15 protein-coding genes and 2 pseudogenes are annotated in these 18,678 nt (G+C 43.4%); 11 read left to right on the top strand and 6 right to left on the bottom strand.

The genetic code is table 11. From position 1 onward, the window contains the following. The first annotated feature begins 73 nt into the window (after positions 1–73). The gene (locus PXH59_RS11180) at positions 74–295 is read left to right on the top strand and encodes an O-methyltransferase (protein WP_434223316.1); all 222 of its coding nucleotides are present in this window, start codon (positions 74–76) and stop codon (positions 293–295) included. A 20-nt stretch (positions 296–315) separates the two neighbouring features. Here PXH59_RS11180 and PXH59_RS11175 read toward each other — a convergent pair whose 3' ends face one another. Both PXH59_RS11175 and PXH59_RS11170 read right to left on the bottom strand, forming a co-directional pair. Next, complete coding sequence (locus tag PXH59_RS11175) at positions 316–789, bottom strand: membrane-associated Zn-dependent protease 1 (RefSeq protein ID WP_047767634.1); 474 nt, start codon at positions 787–789, stop codon at positions 316–318. A 33-nt stretch (positions 790–822) separates the two neighbouring features. Then, the gene (locus PXH59_RS11170) at positions 823–1,695 is read right to left on the bottom strand and encodes a lipase family protein (RefSeq protein WP_285808370.1); all 873 of its coding nucleotides are present in this window, start codon (positions 1,693–1,695) and stop codon (positions 823–825) included. A 390-nt stretch (positions 1,696–2,085) separates the two neighbouring features. Here PXH59_RS11170 and PXH59_RS11165 point away from each other — a divergent pair, with 390 nt between their 5' ends. Both PXH59_RS11165 and PXH59_RS11160 read left to right on the top strand, forming a co-directional pair. Further along, positions 2,086–3,456: a pyridoxal-phosphate dependent enzyme gene (locus PXH59_RS11165; RefSeq protein ID WP_285808368.1), complete on the top strand. Its 1,371-nt coding sequence runs from the start codon at positions 2,086–2,088 to the stop codon at positions 3,454–3,456. A 20-nt stretch (positions 3,457–3,476) separates the two neighbouring features. After that, the gene (locus tag PXH59_RS11160; protein ID WP_285808367.1) at positions 3,477–4,655 is read left to right on the top strand and encodes a trans-sulfuration enzyme family protein; all 1,179 of its coding nucleotides are present in this window, start codon (positions 3,477–3,479) and stop codon (positions 4,653–4,655) included. 50 nt (positions 4,656–4,705) lie between these two features. On the opposite strand, the gene mutH is transcribed toward PXH59_RS11160, so the two are convergent. From mutH to leuA, 4 genes and pseudogenes are all read right to left on the bottom strand, one after another. Further along, positions 4,706–5,386, bottom strand: a complete 681-nt coding sequence (gene mutH / locus PXH59_RS11155; RefSeq protein ID WP_285808366.1) for a DNA mismatch repair endonuclease MutH — start codon at positions 5,384–5,386, stop codon at positions 4,706–4,708. A gap of 609 nt (positions 5,387–5,995) precedes the next feature. Continuing rightward, positions 5,996–6,106, bottom strand: a pseudogene (locus tag PXH59_RS20265) (hypothetical protein); the annotation flags it as partial. Between the two features lie 47 nt (positions 6,107–6,153). Next, a complete protein-coding gene (leuB, locus tag PXH59_RS11150) occupies positions 6,154–7,293 on the bottom strand; it encodes a 3-isopropylmalate dehydrogenase (protein WP_434223315.1) in 1,140 nt (379 codons plus the stop codon). Beyond that, complete coding sequence (leuA, locus tag PXH59_RS11145; protein WP_285808365.1) at positions 7,290–8,900, bottom strand: 2-isopropylmalate synthase; 1,611 nt, start codon at positions 8,898–8,900, stop codon at positions 7,290–7,292. Before leuA ends, leuB begins: the two co-directional genes overlap by 4 nt. A gap of 815 nt (positions 8,901–9,715) precedes the next feature. Between leuA and leuO the strand changes: the two genes are divergently transcribed. The 8 genes and pseudogenes from leuO to ftsL all read left to right on the top strand — a co-directional run bounded on the left by leuO (position 9,716) and on the right by ftsL (position 18,663). Next, complete coding sequence (leuO, locus tag PXH59_RS11140) at positions 9,716–10,663, top strand: transcriptional regulator LeuO (RefSeq protein WP_285808364.1); 948 nt, start codon at positions 9,716–9,718, stop codon at positions 10,661–10,663. A gap of 311 nt (positions 10,664–10,974) precedes the next feature. After that, positions 10,975–12,774, top strand: coding sequence for an AMP-dependent synthetase/ligase (locus PXH59_RS11135; RefSeq protein WP_434223377.1), 1,800 nt, complete (start codon positions 10,975–10,977; stop codon positions 12,772–12,774). A 198-nt stretch (positions 12,775–12,972) separates the two neighbouring features. Further along, positions 12,973–14,702: pseudogene (gene ilvI, locus PXH59_RS11130) on the top strand (acetolactate synthase 3 large subunit). A 2-nt stretch (positions 14,703–14,704) separates the two neighbouring features. Further along, entirely contained in the window at positions 14,705–15,196 is a 492-nt protein-coding gene (gene ilvN, locus PXH59_RS11125) for an acetolactate synthase small subunit (protein WP_047767651.1), read from the top strand. Positions 15,197–15,284: 88 nt separating this feature from the next. Further along, positions 15,285–16,292, top strand: a complete 1,008-nt coding sequence (gene cra / locus PXH59_RS11120; protein ID WP_047767653.1) for a catabolite repressor/activator — start codon at positions 15,285–15,287, stop codon at positions 16,290–16,292. 648 nt (positions 16,293–16,940) lie between these two features. Beyond that, positions 16,941–17,399 carry a division/cell wall cluster transcriptional repressor MraZ gene (mraZ, locus tag PXH59_RS11115; RefSeq protein ID WP_047767655.1) on the top strand — a complete coding sequence of 153 codons (459 nt, stop codon included), beginning with the start codon at positions 16,941–16,943 and terminating at the stop codon, positions 17,397–17,399. A 2-nt stretch (positions 17,400–17,401) separates the two neighbouring features. Beyond that, positions 17,402–18,346 (top strand): 16S rRNA (cytosine(1402)-N(4))-methyltransferase RsmH, encoded by a 945-nt coding sequence (gene rsmH, locus PXH59_RS11110; protein ID WP_047767657.1) that lies wholly within the window; start codon positions 17,402–17,404, stop codon positions 18,344–18,346. Continuing rightward, positions 18,343–18,663, top strand: coding sequence for a cell division protein FtsL (gene ftsL / locus PXH59_RS11105; RefSeq protein WP_047767659.1), 321 nt, complete (start codon positions 18,343–18,345; stop codon positions 18,661–18,663). The genes rsmH and ftsL overlap by 4 nt, the downstream gene beginning before the upstream one ends. Positions 18,664–18,678 lie beyond the last annotated feature (15 nt).

Genomic DNA, 18,678 nt, shown 5'->3' with positions numbered 1-18,678 from the left:
GACAGACGTTGACGACTATCTTAAACAAGCCCTGTTACCTCAATCCCCGCACCTGGAATAAACACTTGAACATATGTCCGCTCAAGGATTGCCAGCTATTAATGTTTCTGCGCTGCAAGGGCAGTTTTTGATGATGATGGTACAAATGAGTGGCGCAAGACGTATTCTCGAAATTGGTACATTGGGAGGATATAGCGCCCAATATATGGCAAAAGGATTGCCTGATGATGGGATAATGTTGACATTGGAAAAAGATCCCCATGTAGCTGAAGTGGCTCAACACAATATCGAATAGAGGAATTACACAATAGTTTTTTATGCCCCCTTTTGGGGTGCAGGTTGACTGACAGAGGTTGGTGTTCGGGCTGACTGGCAAGCTTTGCGCTCACCGGGTTCGCGCTCTTGAATAATTTTTGCGGTTTCATCTATGGCGGGAAGAGGAAAGCCCATATCGTCATAGGCACCAAAACCCATTAAACGATAACTGTTTAGCGGGGTATTTATTGGAACGCGAAATTCTTTCTTTTCCCCCGGTGCCAATGGTTCAAATGGGTATACGGTCAGTGTACCTGGCTCACATTTTGCGTTAAGGGGTAAAATAGCCAGATAACCTCCCGCCACAGGTTGGTCGCCTTGATTTTGCAGTGTGCCGCCTACAAAGAATGTACCGTTGGCTCCCAGTCCCATGTGGAATAACAAGTGAGCTTCCCCTTTTGCCCATAATAATGCAGGGGAAAACAGGCTACTTGCCATTAATACTGCACTGTATGTATAACCACGCCATTTCATCTTTATGCTCCTTTGTTGATGATGAGTTCCTAACTATAAATTAATGCAAGAATCGATATCACCCTGTTTTGTGGCTCTTCTGCACACCTCCAGATCGAGTCTGGCAATATAATTGATTAAATAGTGGCTACATAACGGCCCATCTGAAATAGCTAAATTGGTTTGAGGCTTAAACGCGTTGATATAGTCCAATGAGGCATATCCCAGGACTTTAGGAGGCAGATGAGGTATGACGTCATCGATATAGTTGAACACCGCAAAATTGCTAAAGTTTTGGGTAACGAGTTTGGCGAATTCTCGGTTTCCTGGTCTTGGGCAGGCAAATAAACAGGCTGAATGATTGGGGGCTATCGAGCCTATTTCATACATAAGGTAAGACGCAATTGCTGCCCCCAGACTGTGACCAGCTATAGTGAACTGACCATTTACCCCGATAAGCCGGGCAATCGCTTCCGCCAATTTAAGATTGCTGTAAACACGGTGAGACTCAGGCTCAATGGGAATCAGCTTCATTGAGTCATAGACACTAAAAAACCCCTGGCTGACTGCTATCTTGGGGAAACGAGTCCACGGTGAGGTAAAATCAATCAGTCCATCATGAACATCTTCCAGCAAAATTGTGGGATCGGTTCCCCGTATAGCAATAATATATTCCCCTGAAGAATGGTTTTTTTCTGCCACTTTTTTTGCCACATAACCATAACAGACATGTTCGGGCAATTCGCCTTTTCTGGGCGTTACGGAGAAAGACAGGTCATCTGCTGAGATATACGCGATAACTTTCCATCCACTCTCTTCAATTCGAGGGTCGGCTGGGGGAGTGGGATTATTGTAGTACTGTTCATTCATTTTCGCTGCATATAACACGAATGTCGCAAAATTGGCGGCTTCTCTGTATGTATACATAGGTGCCTCTTTTTATCAGGTTGAATGATGATGTTTAGATTGTAATGAGATTTTCGTTATGAGGAACTTATTTTCATCAAGCCCTATTATTAGGATTTATTTATTATTAAATGATAAAAAAAATAATGAGTTGTATACCCGATAAACTTCAAGCTGCAATCCGTAAGACGACACGAGGCCTTATATTTCCCCGCTGCGCGGAGAAATATAACACGCATCTTGAAGTTGGATGGGTATAGACATGTTTTAATTTATCAATATCGAATTAATTAATTCTCTTTTGTTATATGTAGTTTTCATTTGTTCTTTCAAATTGATTACCATGCAGCGTTATTCTTTCCCAGTCTGAAAGTTTTGTTTGCAAATTTTACCGATTATCAAGAGGCAAATATGGCAGCACCACGCTCAGTTCTTGAACTTATAGGGAATACACCGCTATTGGAATTGACTCATCTGGATACAGGCCCTTGCCAGCTATTCATTAAGTTAGAGAATCAGAATCCGGGCGGTTCGATTAAAGATCGTGTTGCACTTTCAATGATTGAGCAGGCGGAAAAACAGGGGGTGTTGCAGCCCGGGGGCACCATCATTGAAGCCACGGCAGGTAATACGGGTATTGGGTTGGCGTTGGTTGCCGCCATGAAGGGCTATAAGCTGATTTTAGTTGTACCTGATAAAATGAGCCGCGAAAAAATTTATCACCTGCGGGCGCTGGGTACGGATGTTCGCCTGACACGCTCTGATGTTGGAAAAGGGCATCCAGAATACTATCAGGACTATGCTCTGCGCCTGTCGAAAGAAATCAGTGGAGCTTATTATATTGATCAATTCAATAATCCGGCGAACTCAGCCGCCCATCTTGCTACCACGGGGCCGGAGATTTGGCAGCAGATGGAGCAGAATGTCGATGCTGTGGTCGTGGGGGTCGGTTCTGGCGGGACTCTGGGTGGCTTGAGCCAGTATTTTAAGGAAATTTCCCCTCATACGGGATTTATCCTCGCAGATCCTAAAGGTTCTATTCTTGCCGATTATGTTGAGCATGGTCACTATGACGAAGCGGGAAGTTGGTTTGTGGAAGGTATTGGAGAAGATTTTGTCCCGCCTCTTGGGGATTTTTCTCAGGTTCACCATGCTTATCGCATTACTGATGCAGAAGCGTTTGCCTGCGCCCGCGATTTACTATTGACAGAAGGGATCTTGGCTGGCTCTTCTTCAGGAACATTGTTAGCGGCGGCGCTACGTTATTGCCGTGCACAGACAACGGCGAAACGTGTGGTGACGTTAGCGTGTGACAGCGGTAACAAATATTTGTCGAAGATGTTTAATGATTACTGGTTATTGGAACAAGGGCTGCGTTCACAACCACAAGAAAATAATTTGAGCGATTATATTACTTATCGTTATCAGGATGGGGCGACGGTTTCAGTTTCTCCACAGGATACCTTGCAAATCGCTCATAGCCGTATGCGTCTGTATGATATTTCACAGTTACCTGTGATCGAAAACGATCAAATTGTCGGGCTTATTGATGAGTGGGATCTCATGCATACCATTCAGGCCAATTCACATCATTTCTCATTGTCTGTGACTGAAGCGATGACCAATCAGGTTCATACGCTCAATAAAAAAGCGTCATTGGCGCAGTTAATGGCCACTTTTGATGTTGGTCATGTGGCTCTGATTGTTGATGATAACAATCGTTTTCTGGGGCTTGTTACTCGTACCGATGTTCTGAACGCATGGCGTCAACAACTCAATTGATCTCTTTCAGGAATAAATTAATGGCTAAGTTTGATAAGACTAAATTTAATCGGATTAAATTTGATACACAAAGCGTTCATGCAGGCTATGTACCTGATCACACGGGGGCAGTGATGCCCGCAATTTATGCCACATCGACTTATGCTCAACCTGCACCCGGTCAGCATACGGGATATGAATATTCCCGTAGCGGGAATCCAACGCGTGATGTCTTAGAGCGTGCGATTGCTGAATTGGAAAATGGCACGCGGGGTTATGCTTTCGGCTCTGGTCTGGCAGCCAGTTCAACTATTTTGGAGTTACTTGATAAAGACAGCCACATCATTGCGGTAGATGATCTCTATGGCGGGACTTACCGATTGCTGGAAAAAGTGCGTCGCCGGACGGCGGGTCTGAGAGTCACTTATGTTGAGGCAGGGGATACTACAGCACTGGAAGCGGCAATTCAGCCCGACACTAAAATGATTTGGGTGGAAACGCCCACTAACCCACTACTGAAATTGGCTGATTTAGCGGCGATTGCACAAATTGCCAGGCGGCATAATATTATCAGCGTGGCAGATAACACTTTTGCTTCCCCCTATATTCAGCGTCCGCTTGATTTGGGGTTTGATATTGTTGTGCACTCTGCAACTAAGTACCTGAATGGTCATTCTGATGTTGTTGCTGGCCTTGCCGTGGTGGGAAATAATGCAGAGTTGGCCGAGCAAGTTGCCTTCTTGCAAAATTCCATTGGCGGCATTCTTGATCCGTTCAGTAGTTTCCTTGTCCTGCGTGGTATCCGGACATTGTCCCTGCGTATGGAGCGCCATATTGACAGTGCTGAGAAGATTGCGCATTGGCTTGAACAGCAGCCACAAGTTGAGAAAGTGTATTATCCCGGTCTTGCTTCTCATCCTCAGCATGAATTGGCAAAACGTCAGATGCGAGGTTTTGGTGGCATGATCTCCATCGTACTGAAAGGGGATGAAGATTATGCGCGTCGCGTCATTAAAGCGCTGCAACTGTTTACATTGGCGGAAAGTTTAGGTGGCGTGGAGAGCTTGATTGGTCAGCCGTTTTCCATGACTCATGCTTCCATTCCGTTGGAGAAGCGTCTGGCTGCCGGAATTACCCCACAATTGATCCGAATTTCTGTCGGTATTGAAAATGCAGATGATTTGATAACGGATTTGTCTCAGGCATTTGAAACTGTTTGATTTTAAACTGAAAGACAAATAGCGTATTCAGGGTTTCTGCCAATTAAGGGTTACAAGAAGAAATGGCGAGCCAATAACGGCGCAGTAAAGTTTTTTTTCAAATAAAAACCTCTGGGCAACGTCATAATTGGCTGGCCGTATTCTCCTATTGCTTCTGTCAGTGCTCGGCTATTGGCGGCCTTGGGACGCAATTGCAGTACTTCACCATGACGGGCCGTAATGCTTTCGACTTTTCCTAATACAATAAGATCCATCAGTTCTTCCCAATCGCGTCGCAGCAACTCTTCTTCAATCACATTCGGACTCCAAAGCAGCGGAGAGCCTACACGGCGTTCAGATAATGGAATATTTCTTTCCCCCTCAACCGGTATCCACAGGACGCGGGATAATTTACGCCTGACGTGGCAGTTTGCCCAGGTAATGCCACTATTACCTGTTAAAGGAGCAACACAGACAAAGGTTGTTTCTAATGGATAACCTTTGCTATCCACAGGGATAGTTTTCAACTCGACACCAATATGTTCAAAATCTTGTTCAGGTTTACTGCCCGCATTTGCGCCTAAATAGTATTCAAGCAACATACCGACCCAACCTTTATCACGTTTTAAATTGGGGGGAATGGAGAGCCTGGCCAACGCAGCAAGTTCACCCATAGATAAGCCAGCCAGGGAATGGGCACGATTGAAGAGTTGTTGTTCGTTTTCAGGCGGTGCTGGCGGTGTAAAGTACATGTTATAGAGTATACTTTTTGTTGATTAAAAAATGTTCACATGAATTTTTGAAAACCATTATTAATTTATCGTTAGCATGATCATTTTGATAATAGCATGATATAAAAGATTTTTTCATTGATGTTTGCTGCATTAAAAATAGACTCATTATGATTGTTCACCTATTTACAGTGATAATAAACAGGATCTTACACCATGTTATCCACAGATTTATGGGATAAGTGATAAAAAGTGAGATCACTGGTTTGATTTACAGCGCTAATGAAGGATATTTTCTACAAAAATAGGCGATTTTTGTTTAACTAAAAGGCATATCCTGTGGATAAATTCACCTGTGGCTAATATTTGCTCATTGCGGGGAAAGCTAAAAATTTTTATCAGTAATAGGTCATGTTAAAAGGGGTGTAAAATGCATTAACGTAATGAAAAATAATGATTATTTATTTTATGCTATAGAGAGTGTAAAAATATGTAATAAAAGTATACCCGTTTTACCCCGCTCTTTTTCACATACATATCCACAGAAAAAGTGAATAAAATGGTTCTGGCCAGACAATAAATGTTTATAACTTTAGCTTTTTCTGTGAATTAACCTTCTGGAAGCGTAATCTACACAAATTTAAAATCAAGCCAGCCAAAAGTGTTCATTTTTACTCCTCTCATGCTGCATTTACCTCTGATTTGTTGAGTAATGGTCTTTTTTACCAGCCAGTAAGCTATCTTACTGGCTTTTTTCAATGCTTATATTTCCCTTTGGATAGATTTTTCTAAACTTCTTCGGTGATATAGCGTGCAATGATATCGCCCATTGCATTGGTGCTGACCGCTTTGTCATTGCCCGCGAGATCAGCGGTACGATAACCTTGTTCCAAAGCGTGATTGATCGCCCGTTCAATAGCATCAGCGGCATCAAGGTGTCCAAGGCTGTAACGCAGCAACAGTGCTGTGGATAATATTTGAGCAATTGGGTTGGCGATATTTTTACCTGCAATATCAGGGGCTGAACCGCCCGCAGGTTCATATAAGCCAAAACCTTTTTCGTTCAGGCTGGCAGAAGGCAACATGCCCATCGAACCCGTGATCATTGCGCATTCATCGGATAAAATATCGCCAAAAATATTGGAGCACAATAGAACGTCAAATTGAGCGGGATCTTTAATAAGCTGCATAGTGGCGTTATCAATATACATATGCCCGATTGCAACGTCAGGATATTCTTTGGCGATTTTGCTAACGACTTCACGCCATAACACGGAGCTTTGCAAAACATTCGCTTTATCAATCGAAGTCACCTTATGGCGACGTTTGCGCGCAGATTCAAATGCAATACGTGCTATCCGCTCTATCTCGAAACGATGATAAACCTCAGTGTCAAAAGCACGCTCATATTTTCCTTCACCTTCGCGCCCTTTGGGTTGTCCAAAATAAATTCCGCCTGTCAGCTCACGGACGCATAAAATATCAAAGCCTTTGGCGGCGATATCATGGCGAAGAGGACAGAATGATTCTAAGCCTGTATATAAGCGGGCCTGTCTTAAGTTGCTGAATAATTTAAAGTATTTTCGTAATGGCAATAATGCCCCACGTTCTGGCTGTTCGGCGGGCGGTAGATGTTCCCATTGCGGGCCACCTACGGAGCCAAATAGGATCGCGTCAGCTTTTTCGCAGCCAGCTATCGTTTCTTGAGGTAAAGGTGTGCCATGACGATCAATGGCAATCCCCCCCACATCATATTCGCTGGTTGTGATACGGATATTAAAACGTTGACGGATGGCATCTAACACTTTGTAGGCTTGCTTCATCACTTCAGGGCCAATGCCATCACCCGGCAAAACAGCAATGTGGCAATGCCTGGTTTCTTGCTTGCCCTGAGTCGCGTCATTTGAAATAGATTGGCTTGAGGTCATGATTGTGCAGTTTCCTTTTTGTTGTTCTGGTGATTGTTTTGAATATTGCTGTCTTGGTTACTGCTTTGGGAGATGCGTTGCTTCTCTTTTTCTACTTGCTCTGCTTGCCAGATATTGTTCAGAACATGGACCATCGCTTTGGCAGAGGATTCAATAATGTCAGTTTCCAAGCCCATGCCGTGGAAACGGCGGCCAAAACATTCCACGATAATATCAACTTGACCGAGCGCATCTTTACCATGCCCTTTACCGGATAATTGATAGGAAATTAATTCCAGAGGGTAACCCGTCATGCGGTTGATGGCCTGATAGATGGCATCAACAGTACCATTGCCCGTTGAGGCTTCAGATTTGATTTCATCTCCACAGGCCAGACTAACGGTTGCAGTAGGTATGACATTGGAGCCTGACTGGATACTGAAATAGTCCAGACGGAAATGTTCATGTTCTTGCTGTTGTTGATTGATAAACACCAAGGCTTCTAAATCGTAATCAAACACCTGTCCTTTTTTATCTGCCAATTTCAAGAATGCTTGATACAGTACATCCAAATTGTAGTCACTCTCTTGATAGCCCATCTCTGTCATACGATGTTTTACTGCGGCACGTCCAGAACGTGAGGTCAGGTTCAACTGGGTATCTTTCAAGCCGATAGATTCTGGCGTCATGATTTCGTAAGTTTCACGATTTTTCAGCACACCATCCTGATGAATGCCGGATGAATGGGAAAACGCATTACTGCCAACAACGGCTTTATGAGCGGGGATCGGTGTACTGCTAATTTGGCTAACTAACTGACTGGTACGATAAATTTCTTGATGGTTGATATTGGTATGTACTCCCAACATTTGCTGGCGCGTTTTGATAGTCATAATCACTTCTTCCAGCGAGCAGTTACCTGCACGTTCTCCCAATCCATTGATCGTGCCTTCGATTTGACGGGCACCTTCCTGGATGGCGGTAATGGAGTTAGCGACGGACATACCTAAATCGTCGTGGCAGTGGACTGAAATAATCGCTTTATCAATATTGGGTACGCGGTTAAATAATGTGCGTATAATACCGCCAAATTGGTAAGGCGTGGTATAACCTACCGTGTCTGGAATGTTGACGGTGGTTGCGCCCGCTTTGATGGCCTGCTCGACAATTTTGCACAAATTATCGATATCGGTACGGCCTGCATCTTCGCAGGAAAACTCGACATCGTCGGTATAGTTGCGCGCTCGTTTGATGGAGCGAACCGCCATTTCCACAACATCATCAAAGGTTCTTTTTAATTTATGCTCGACGTGCAAATTTGAGGTAGCCAGTACCATATGCAGGCGGAAGGCTTCAGCGACTTTCAGGGCTTCAGCGGCGACATCGATATCTTTGTCAACACAGCGGGATAAGGCACAGATACGGCTATTTTTGATTTCACGGGCGATGGTTTGGACTGATTCAAAATCACCCGGAGAAGAAACGGGAAAACCGGCTTCAATGACATCAACCCCCAGCCTTTCCAGTGCATAAGCGATTTGCAGTTTCTCTTTCACACTCAGGCTGGCTTGTAACGCCTGTTCTCCATCACGTAACGTCGTATCGAAAATAATAACTTGCTGGCTCATGTTGTACTCCTGTTAAATAGATTAACTCGTTAATTTCGTTAGATAACTTAGTTCTGTAACTGGGTTTTATTTTTGATTCTGAGCGCCGGCAGGTAAAAAAAAACCCGCGCATGGCGCGGGTTTTTTGTGTCTGATGGAGGTTAACTTATCCTTGTTTTTCACCCACCAACATACCACGCGCATTATTAAAAGCGATAATTAGTAGGCTTAGTAGAAGAATAGGGTGAATCATGTGAGCTAACCTTTGTGAATTTGTTAACTTAATTTTAATTGTCAATGTATTTTATAGATACGTTATCTAAAAAATAATGTCAAGCAGTATAAGTATGAATTTAACGTGGGTTGCCCACATTTTCGGTTTTTTATTGAGCAATTGTTGAGTTTGGTGACTATTTTTTACATTTTTAGCGATGTTTTTATCTATTTTTCATATCTATATATGGAGTAAAATCCTGTTCTGATGGATAAGGAACAAGGATAGATGGATGTTAACCACCGTGTTTTAGGTTAAGAAGTCATAACCATACAGAATATTAATAAATTATATTTTGATAGATTGGTATTTCATTATTGGCTAATTGTTTTTGATAAAAGTCATTAGTGTAAATTGAGTTATTACCATTCATATATAATACATTAATATTCATACCTATAAAAATATTACGGTTACGTAGATAAGAATGTATTGGTTATGTGTGTTTTATTTTTTTGTACAAGAATGAATCTCAATATATTTTTTAATAAATTGGGGTAATTGATCTTATTAATTTCCATATTTAATGAGAGCGCTGCTATAAATTTAGTGGAGTGAAATAATGACAGAATACAACTCAATAACGACAGAAAAAAAAGAATCATGCGATATTCAATTGCGTAGTGTGGATCTTAATTTGCTGACTGTTTTTGATACTGTAATGCAAATGCAGAATATTACACGTGCAGCCCAGGCATTGGGAATGTCACAACCGGCTGTCAGTAATGCAGTGGCTCGTTTGAAAACCATGTTTGGTGATGAATTATTTGTGCGTTATGGTCGGGGTATTCAGCCAACGGCGAGAGCAAAACAGCTTTTTGGGCCACTCAGACAGGCACTGCAAATTGTCCATAATGAACTGCCTGGAGTGGGATTTGATCCCAATAAGAGTACGAGAGTATTTCATCTCTCTATTTGTAGTCCTCTTGATATTCGTTTAGCTGCTCAAATTGTTGGGCAGGTAAAAAAACATGATTCTAATATCGAAGTTGTCATTAAAACACAAATTAATGATGGTGTTGAGAAAAAATTAAAATATCAGGAAATAGAATTTGTTATCAGCTATAATCAATTGGAATGTTCTAATTTCCATAATTATTCTCTGTTTAATGATGAATTGGTTTTGGCTGTTTCTAAACATCACCCCAGAATTAGTAAGCGAATTACTCAGCAACAATTGCAGGAAGAAAGACATGCCATCGTTGCGTTGGATAACATAGATTCATTTAGTAAGCCTTACTATGAAAATAATGAGTTATTGCGTTCTGTTTCTTATCAGGGAACGGATTTAAATAGCGTTCTTAATATTGTCTCGCAGACTTATTTAGTTGCCATAGTGCCCAAATGGATGGTTGAGCACTATTCTGAGCAGTTAAATATCTGTTCAGTCTCTTTGCCTAATGGTCCGATTTTTCGTCCTTGTTATTTGATATGGCATGGTGCAACAGAGCGGGATCAAGGCCATCAGTGGATGAAATCATTGTTAAGTCATCTTGGTAAGCAAGAATAGATCACGCTCAAGCAGAATATACGCGATAAACGTCAAGTTGCAATCCGCAAGACGACGCGAGGCCTTATATTTCCCCGCTGTGCGGGGAAATATAACACGCATCTTGAAGTTGAATTGGTATAGATGAAATAAGAGTCTATCCCTATGTTGTATACAAGATAGCTGCATACAGGGATAGCGCTCTATCAAAAATGGACTTCCCCCTTTTACTAGGAATAGGTAGACTGCGCGCAAATAGCTAACATCTGTAAGCTGAAAGTAGAGAATACACTCAGACGCTGAATGAAATATTTATACAGGAATATATTGTGATAACAGATCCTCTGCACGCCTATCACTTGGTGAATCGCTTGCAGCAACAATTCAATGAATATCCAGAAAAAATTGCCTTTCGGCAATGGTCACCATCAGAACAGTTGGAAATGAATTGGCGGCAGGTTGAATGTACAACGAGATCCGTGGCAAACGCATTATTGTCATTGGGAATAGAAGTGCAGGGGAAAGTGGGTATTTTTGCCCAGAATGGTATGGCATGGTCATTGGCTGACTTAGCCATTCTTCAGCTTCGGGCTGTGACAGTGCCATTATACGCGACTAATACGGGTGATCAGGCTGCCTTTATTCTTAATGATGCAGGTGTGCAGGTGTTATTTGTTGGCGGGCAGGAGCAATATGACATTGCAGTATCACTGGTTGAGCTGTGTCCTCAACTTGCTCATCTCATTGTTATGGATGAATCTGTCGACTTGAAAGGATGCCCGCAGGCATTGTATTTATCCGCTTTTATTGACAATGATTATTCGCAATATCAGGCAGAACTTAATCGCCGTATTGCGGATCAGGATTTGAATGACCTTTTCACGTTAATGTATACCTCTGGCACAACGGGAGAGCCAAAAGGGGTGATGCTGGATTATCGGAATATGGCGGCACAGCTTTATCTGCATGACCAGAGATTAACATTGACCAACCAGGATGTATCGCTCTGCTTTTTGCCGCTGTCCCATATTTTTGAGCGGGCGTGGAGTTATTATGTCATGCACACGGGTGCCCTGAACGTCTATTTAACAGATACGAATCTGGTGCGTGAAGCTATGTCTGATGTGCACCCGACAGTGATGTGTTCTGTCCCCCGTTTTTATGAAAAAGTTCATAGCGCGATCTTAGAAAAAGTTTCCCGTGCGCCTTTTTGGCGTAGGATGATTTTTAATTGGGCCTTGAAACGGGGAGAGGCGCACTGGATGCGTCAGCAGGAGAATAAAAAAGGTTGCCCATTCACGCGCGGTAGTTATCAATTGGCTGACAAATTGGTGTTGAATAAGCTCCGTGGTCTTTTAGGCGGGCGAGTGCGTTTCTTGCCCGTGGCGGGAGCACGCCTCGACGATGCCATTACCCGTTTTTTTCTGTCCGTTGGCCTGGATATCAAATATGGGTACGGCATGACAGAAACGTGTGCCACGGTATCTTGCTGGGAAGAAAAAAATTATCTGTTGGGTTCAATTGGTACGCCATTACCTGATATTGATGTTCGCATTAGTGCGGAAGGGGAGATCCAGGTGCGTGGCTCTATTGTCATGAAAGGTTACTTCAACCGCCCGGAGGAAACGGTCCATGCCTTTACGGAGGATGGCTGGTTGCGAACAGGCGATGCCGGAAGACTGGACGCTAATGGTAATCTGTATATTACCGAGCGCCTGAAAGATCTGATGAAAACGTCAACAGGCAAATATATTGCGCCGCAAATGATTGAAGGGATGTTAGGACAAGATCGTTTTATTGAACATATTGCCGTCATTGCTGATGCCCGCCAATTCGTTTCTGCGTTGATTGTGCCCAGTTATGACGCGCTGGAAGAATACGCGAAATCTATCAACCTCCATTACCGTGATCGTCTTGAGTTGCTGTGCAATCACCAGGTTGTCGCGTTGTTTGAACGACGCCTAAAGGAAATGCAAAAAAATATTGTTAAATTCCATCAGGTCAAACGATTTATTCTTTTGCCGGAAGCTTTCTCAATGGAAAAAGGAGAATTAACGCCGACATTGAAATTGCGCCGTAAGGTTATTGTTGAGCGTTATCAGCGCGAAATTGAATCTATGTATCTGGATTGAAAATAGGCAAAAGTCCGGCTCTTCTTCAACGAATGTTTTCAGGATGTAAATTGATGTTTGCTAACACTTGTATCTAACGTTATGTTAGTTAACTTGGCGTTATGGAATATATAAGAAATGGAATAAATAAGGTAACTTTTTCGCTACCTTATGAAATTACGACGATTAACTTGCAAACAGAGCCTGGAGGCAAACTCGATGGAGATGTTGTCAGGAGCCGAAATGGTTGTCAGATCGCTAATCGATCAGGGCGTTGAACACGTGTTCGGTTATCCGGGCGGGGCGGTACTGGATATTTATGATGCCCTGCATACGATTGGGGGAATCGAACACATTTTAGTGCGCCATGAACAGGGTGCTGTTCATATGGCGGATGGCTATGCGCGTTGTACGGGAAAAGTCGGGGTTGTTTTAGTCACTTCCGGGCCGGGGGCAACCAATGCTGTTACGGGCATTGCAACGGCATACATGGATTCAATTCCTATGGTCGTGTTATCTGGTCAGGTTGCTAGTTCCCTGATAGGTAATGATGCTTTTCAAGAGTGCGACATGGTGGGAATTTCCCGCCCCATTGTGAAGCATAGTTTCCTGATAAAAAAAAGCAGAAGATATCCCAGATACGATTAAAAAAGCTTTTTACCTGGCCGCAAGTGGCCGGCCAGGGCCTGTTGTTATCGATTTTCCTAAAGATACCGTCAATCCTGCATTGAAATTCCCGTATGTGTATCCTGAAAAAATTAACCTGCGTTCTTATAACCCGACGGTACAGGGACACAAGGGGCAAATTAAACGTGCATTGAAGGCGCTGGTGGCAGCAAAAAAACCGGTGATTTATGTCGGGGGGGGGGACCATAAATTCAGCATGTACCACTGAATTGTTGAAGTTGGTTGAATATTTGCACATTCCGGTCGTCAGTTCGTTGATGGGATTGGGCGCATTTCCTGCAACGCATCGCCAAAGTCTGGGCATGCTGGGTATGCATGGGACTTTCGAAGCGAATAAAGCGATGCACAACTCGGATGTCATTTTTGCCGTGGGGGTACGTTTTGACGATAGAACAACTAATAACCTGGAAAAATATTGCCCGGAAGCGACTGTATTACATATTGATATCGATCCCACCTCGATTTCCAAAACGGTAACGGCGGATATCCCGATTGTTGGCGATGCTAAACAGGTACTTGGTCAGATGCTGGAATTATTGGATTCCATAGAAGATACCCAAGATCCTGATGCCCTGAAAGATTGGTGGCTTGCCATTGAACAGTGGCGCAGCCGCAAGTGCCTTGATTACGATCACACGACAGTGAAAATCAAGCCACAGGCCGTTATTGAAACCCTTTATCGTCTAACCAAAGGGGAAGCCTATATTGCGTCAGATGTGGGTCAGCATCAAATGTTTGCTGCTCTGCATTATCCATTTGATAAACCGAGACGGTGGATCAATTCCGGTGGTTTAGGAACGATGGGGTTTGGTTTGCCGGCGGCGCTTGGTGTGAAGTTGGCAAAACCGGAAGCCACGGTCGTGTGTGTAACAGGGGATGGCAGTATCCAGATGAATATTCAAGAATTATCTACTGCCCTGCAATATGGTCTGCCTGTTCTGGTACTGAATCTGAATAACCGTTTCTTGGGTATGGTGAAACAATGGCAGGATATGATATACGCGGGGCGTCATTCTCAATCCTACATGGAATCCCTGCCTGATTTCGTCAAATTGGCAGAATCTTATGGGCATATAGGTATCTCCATCCAAACTTACGATGAGTTGGAGGCTAAATTGGCCCGGGCACTGCATGAAATGACTGAAAATCACCGTCTGGTTTTTGTGGATGTTACCGTTGATGAGACAGAACATGTTTATCCCATGCAGATCCGAGGCGGAGCAATGGATGAAATGTGGTTAAGCAAAACAGAGAGGACCTGATCATGCGCTGGATTTTGTCTGTATTACTTGAAAACGAATCGGGAGCCTTATCCCGCGTAGTTGGCTTGTTTTCCCAACGGGGTTATAACATCGAAAGTTTGACCGTTGCTCCTACTGACGATCCCACGTTGTCACGCATGACCATTCAAACCAAAGGTGATGCTAAGGTATTGGAGCAAATTGAAAAGCAATTGCATAAGTTGGTGGATGTATTGCGAGTCAACGAATTAACCGCAGGGCCTCATGTTGAGCGTGAAATCATGCTGGTTAAATTACAAGCCAGTGGATATGGACGGGAAGAGATTAAGCGCAGCACCGATATTTTTCGCGGGCAGATCGTTGATGTGACTTCAACACTCTATACCGTCCAATTAGTGGGAACGAGTGAAAAACTGGACGCTTTTCTTGATTCCGTCAGAGACGTGGCAGAGATTGTCGAAGTCGCGCGATCGGGTATAGTTGGTGTCTCGCGCGGAGATAAAATTATGCGATGAAAAATCGTAATCTGCGGGTTAAAATACAGATATTTATTGAGCCCTACTGTAAAGTAGGGCTTTTTCATCATCTTACTGAGGGGTTAATGTGAAACTGGATGAGATCGCCCGCTTAGCAGGTGTTTCACGTACTACGGCCAGTTATGTCATCAATGGTAAAGCCAGGCAGTATCGGGTCAGCGATAAGACAGTAGAAAAAGTGATGGCAGTGGTCAGGGAGCATAATTATCATCCCAATGCTGTCGCTGCTGGCCTTCGGGCGGGGCGAACCCGTTCAATTGGTTTAGTCATACCCGACTTGGAAAATACCAGTTACACACGTATTGCCAATTATCTTGAACGCCAGGCACGGGAGCGTGGCTACCAGTTATTGATCGCATGTTCTGAAGATCAGCCTGATAATGAAATGCGCTGTGTTGAACATCTTTTGCAACGTCAGGTCGATGCTATCATTGTTTCCACTGCTTTACCGCCTGAGCATCCTTTCTACCAGCGCTGGGCTAATCGCACATTGCCAATCATCGCACTTGACCGTGCTTTGGATCGTGAACACTTTATCAGTGTGGTTGGCGATGATCTCGAAGATGCGAAGATGTTGGCACAGGAGTTGCGTCAATTCCCGGCTGAATCTGTCCTTTATTTGGGGGCATTGCCTGAATTATCGGTCAGTTTCTTGCGTGAGCAAGGTTTCCGCGAAGCATGGGAGCATGATCCACGAGAAGTTAACTACCTTTATGCCAATAGCTATGAACGTGAAGCTGCGGCTGAAATATTTGCTTCATGGTTGGAGGCAAACCCTGTTCCTCAGGCCTTGTATACCACTTCATTTGCATTACTTCAGGGCGTCATGGATACACTCCTCAAGCGCAGTGGTCGTTTACCAAACCCATTGGTTATTGCCACATTTGGTGATCATGAGTTGCTTGATTTCCTTGAATGTCCGGTATTGTCGGTGGCACAACGCCATCGTGATGTCGCTGAACGTGCCCTTGAACTGGTATTAGCCAGTTTGGATGAAAAGCAGCGTCCAACTCCTGGAATAACCCGAATGCGTCGTCATCTATGCCGTCGCGGCAAGTTAAGCCGAAAAGCCTAATTGAGCACCCTCATTAAAGATGAGGGTGCTGTTTGTCTGCCTAAAATCATCAAAATACGCGTGTTGAGGTAATTTTGAGATTATTCTTACTAAAATTCTGCTAAACGGATTTTTATGACCGCGAAAATCGATAATGTGTTATTTAAATTCACAGGATAAATAATTTTGTAACATAAAATTATTGTTTATGTATGTTATTTGTTATCTGGATATTATTTTTTTACTTGATTGATATGTAGTCATTTTATATTTTAAGATAAATACAAGATTTCAATATGTTACTATTTTTTATGCTATTGTAACCTAAATATATAGTTATTATTAATACGTTTATGATGATTAACAATTAGTCAACAATGAGATATGAGTTACATAAATTAATTTAAGTGGTAATTAATTACACTAAATTCCATCCCGAGTAAGGCTCTCTACAGATTTATTAAATTATTCAAAATTATCATAGTGTTATCTATTATTAATATAGCCAAAACTAAAAAATCCTTCTTTTTCTCTTCCGAATCTTTCTGTAAATCTAGCTAAAGCGCACTGGCTCTGGCTTGACAAGGTTTTCATACCATCCGTAAACTCTTAATTGTGGTGATTTGTGGGATAATGTGGCGATTTGGGCCATCAAGGGGTAACCTGAGTATGTTTCGTGGAGCAACACTGGTTAATCTCGATAGCAAAGGGCGGCTCACTGTACCAGCCCGATATAGAGAAATGCTGAATGAAGTATCAACAGGCCAAATGGTTTGTACTATTGATCTTCATCAGCCGTGCTTGTTGCTTTATACATTACCCGAATGGGAAATCATCGAAAAAAAATTATCTCGCTTATCCAGCATGAATCCAGCCGAACGTCGAGTTCAACGTTTGTTATTGGGACACGCCAGTGAATGTCAAATGGACAGTGCAGGACGTCTTTTATTAGCCAGCACACTGCGTCAGCACGCAGGGCTAACAAAAGAGGTCATGCTGGTTGGGCAATTTAATAAATTTGAATTGTGGGATGAACAAGTCTGGTATCAACAGGTACAAGATGATATTGCGGTTGAACAATCCACACAAGAACCTCTATCAGCAAGACTACAGGATTTATCACTATAAACATGGCAAAGAGTCATTTTGAACATACCAGTGTACTGCTGGATGAAGCTGTCAATGGATTGAATATTCAAGAAGATGGAATTTATATCGATGGAACATTTGGACGTGGGGGGCATTCTCGCCTGATTTTGTCGAAATTGGGTCCTAATGGACGTCTGATGGCGATCGATCGTGATCCACAAGCTATAGAAGCGTCAAAGGCCATTACTGATAAACGTTTTTCTATTACTCATGGGCCATTTTCAGAATTGGCAACGTATGTAGAAGACGCGGGTCTGGTTGGAAAAATTAATGGCGTATTACTGGATTTAGGGGTTTCTTCCCCACAGCTGGATGATCCTGAACGTGGTTTTTCATTTATGCGTGACGGGCCGTTGGATATGCGCATGGATACCACACGGGGGCAGTCAGCCGCAGAGTGGTTGATGAAGGCTGAAGCAGAGGATATCGCATGGGTGCTGAAAACATTTGGCGAAGAACGTTTTGCCAAGCGTATAGCGAAGGCCATTGTGGCACGCAATCAGGAACAGCCTCTTACGCGTACCCGCGAGCTGGCAGCGTTAATTGCTCAGGCAAGCCCGGTTAAAGAAAAGCATAAGCATCCGGCAACACGCAGCTTTCAGGCTATCAGGATTTACATTAACAGTGAACTGGAAGAGATAGAACGTGCATTGGATGGCGCACTGCGCATTCTGGCACCACAAGGGCGATTATCTGTCATCAGTTTCCATTCGTTGGAAGATCGCATAGTGAAACGCTTTATCCGACAACACAGTCAGGGACCGCAGGTTCCAGTCGGTTTGCCTCTCACGGAAGCGCAGTTAAAAACGCTGGGGGGAAGAAGTCTGAAATCCATTGGCAAAATGAAACCCTCAGAAGGTGAAGTCGGCACAAACCCAAGAGCGCGAAGCTCGGTTTTACGGTTTGCTGAAAAGGCGGGTGAATGATGGCTGCTGAACGTCATGGGTTAGTTGGAGTGATGGGTAATGATTTAATTCGTCATGCCAAACTTCCACTGATTTTACTGGTGGCAGTTGTCGTTTCAGCCATCGGTGTTGTGACGGTCGCACATCAAACCCGCTTATTGACTGCGGAAAAAGAGCTTCATGTGATCGAGCTTGATGTTCGGGATATTGAGTGGCGTAACCTGCTCCTTGAAGAGAACGCATTGGGTGATCACAGTCGGGTTGAACGGATCGCAACTGAAAAATTGCAGATGCAACACGTTGATCCAAGTAAAGAGAATATTGTGATTACTCAATAAGTCCAGTTGACAACC

It is taken from the genome of Xenorhabdus bakwenae, from assembly GCF_030272115.1.
In the GTDB taxonomy this organism is placed as follows: Bacteria; Pseudomonadota; Gammaproteobacteria; order Enterobacterales; family Enterobacteriaceae; genus Xenorhabdus; species Xenorhabdus bakwenae.
Note: the sequence above shows the minus strand (reverse complement) of the source record. Positions and strands in the feature narration are given on the sequence as shown.

Coding starts and splice junctions, on each gene's coding strand:
- PXH59_RS11180 (WP_434223316.1), top strand. CDS start 74: ATGTCCGCTCAAGGATTGCCAGCTATTAATGTTTCTGCGCTGCAAGGG.
- leuO (WP_285808364.1), top strand. CDS start 9,716: ATGACAGAATACAACTCAATAACGACAGAAAAAAAAGAATCATGCGAT.
- ilvN (WP_047767651.1), top strand. CDS start 14,705: ATGCGCTGGATTTTGTCTGTATTACTTGAAAACGAATCGGGAGCCTTA.
- rsmH (WP_047767657.1), top strand. CDS start 17,402: ATGGCAAAGAGTCATTTTGAACATACCAGTGTACTGCTGGATGAAGCT.
- leuB (WP_434223315.1), bottom strand. CDS start 7,293: ATGACCTCAAGCCAATCTATTTCAAATGACGCGACTCAGGGCAAGCAA.
- mutH (WP_285808366.1), bottom strand. CDS start 5,386: ATGTACTTTACACCGCCAGCACCGCCTGAAAACGAACAACAACTCTTC.
- leuA (WP_285808365.1), bottom strand. CDS start 8,900: ATGAGCCAGCAAGTTATTATTTTCGATACGACGTTACGTGATGGAGAA.
- mraZ (WP_047767655.1), top strand. CDS start 16,941: ATGTTTCGTGGAGCAACACTGGTTAATCTCGATAGCAAAGGGCGGCTC.
- PXH59_RS11165 (WP_285808368.1), top strand. CDS start 2,086: ATGGCAGCACCACGCTCAGTTCTTGAACTTATAGGGAATACACCGCTA.
- ftsL (WP_047767659.1), top strand. CDS start 18,343: ATGATGGCTGCTGAACGTCATGGGTTAGTTGGAGTGATGGGTAATGAT.
- PXH59_RS11160 (WP_285808367.1), top strand. CDS start 3,477: ATGGCTAAGTTTGATAAGACTAAATTTAATCGGATTAAATTTGATACA.
- PXH59_RS11170 (WP_285808370.1), bottom strand. CDS start 1,695: ATGTATACATACAGAGAAGCCGCCAATTTTGCGACATTCGTGTTATAT.
- PXH59_RS11175 (WP_047767634.1), bottom strand. CDS start 789: ATGAAATGGCGTGGTTATACATACAGTGCAGTATTAATGGCAAGTAGC.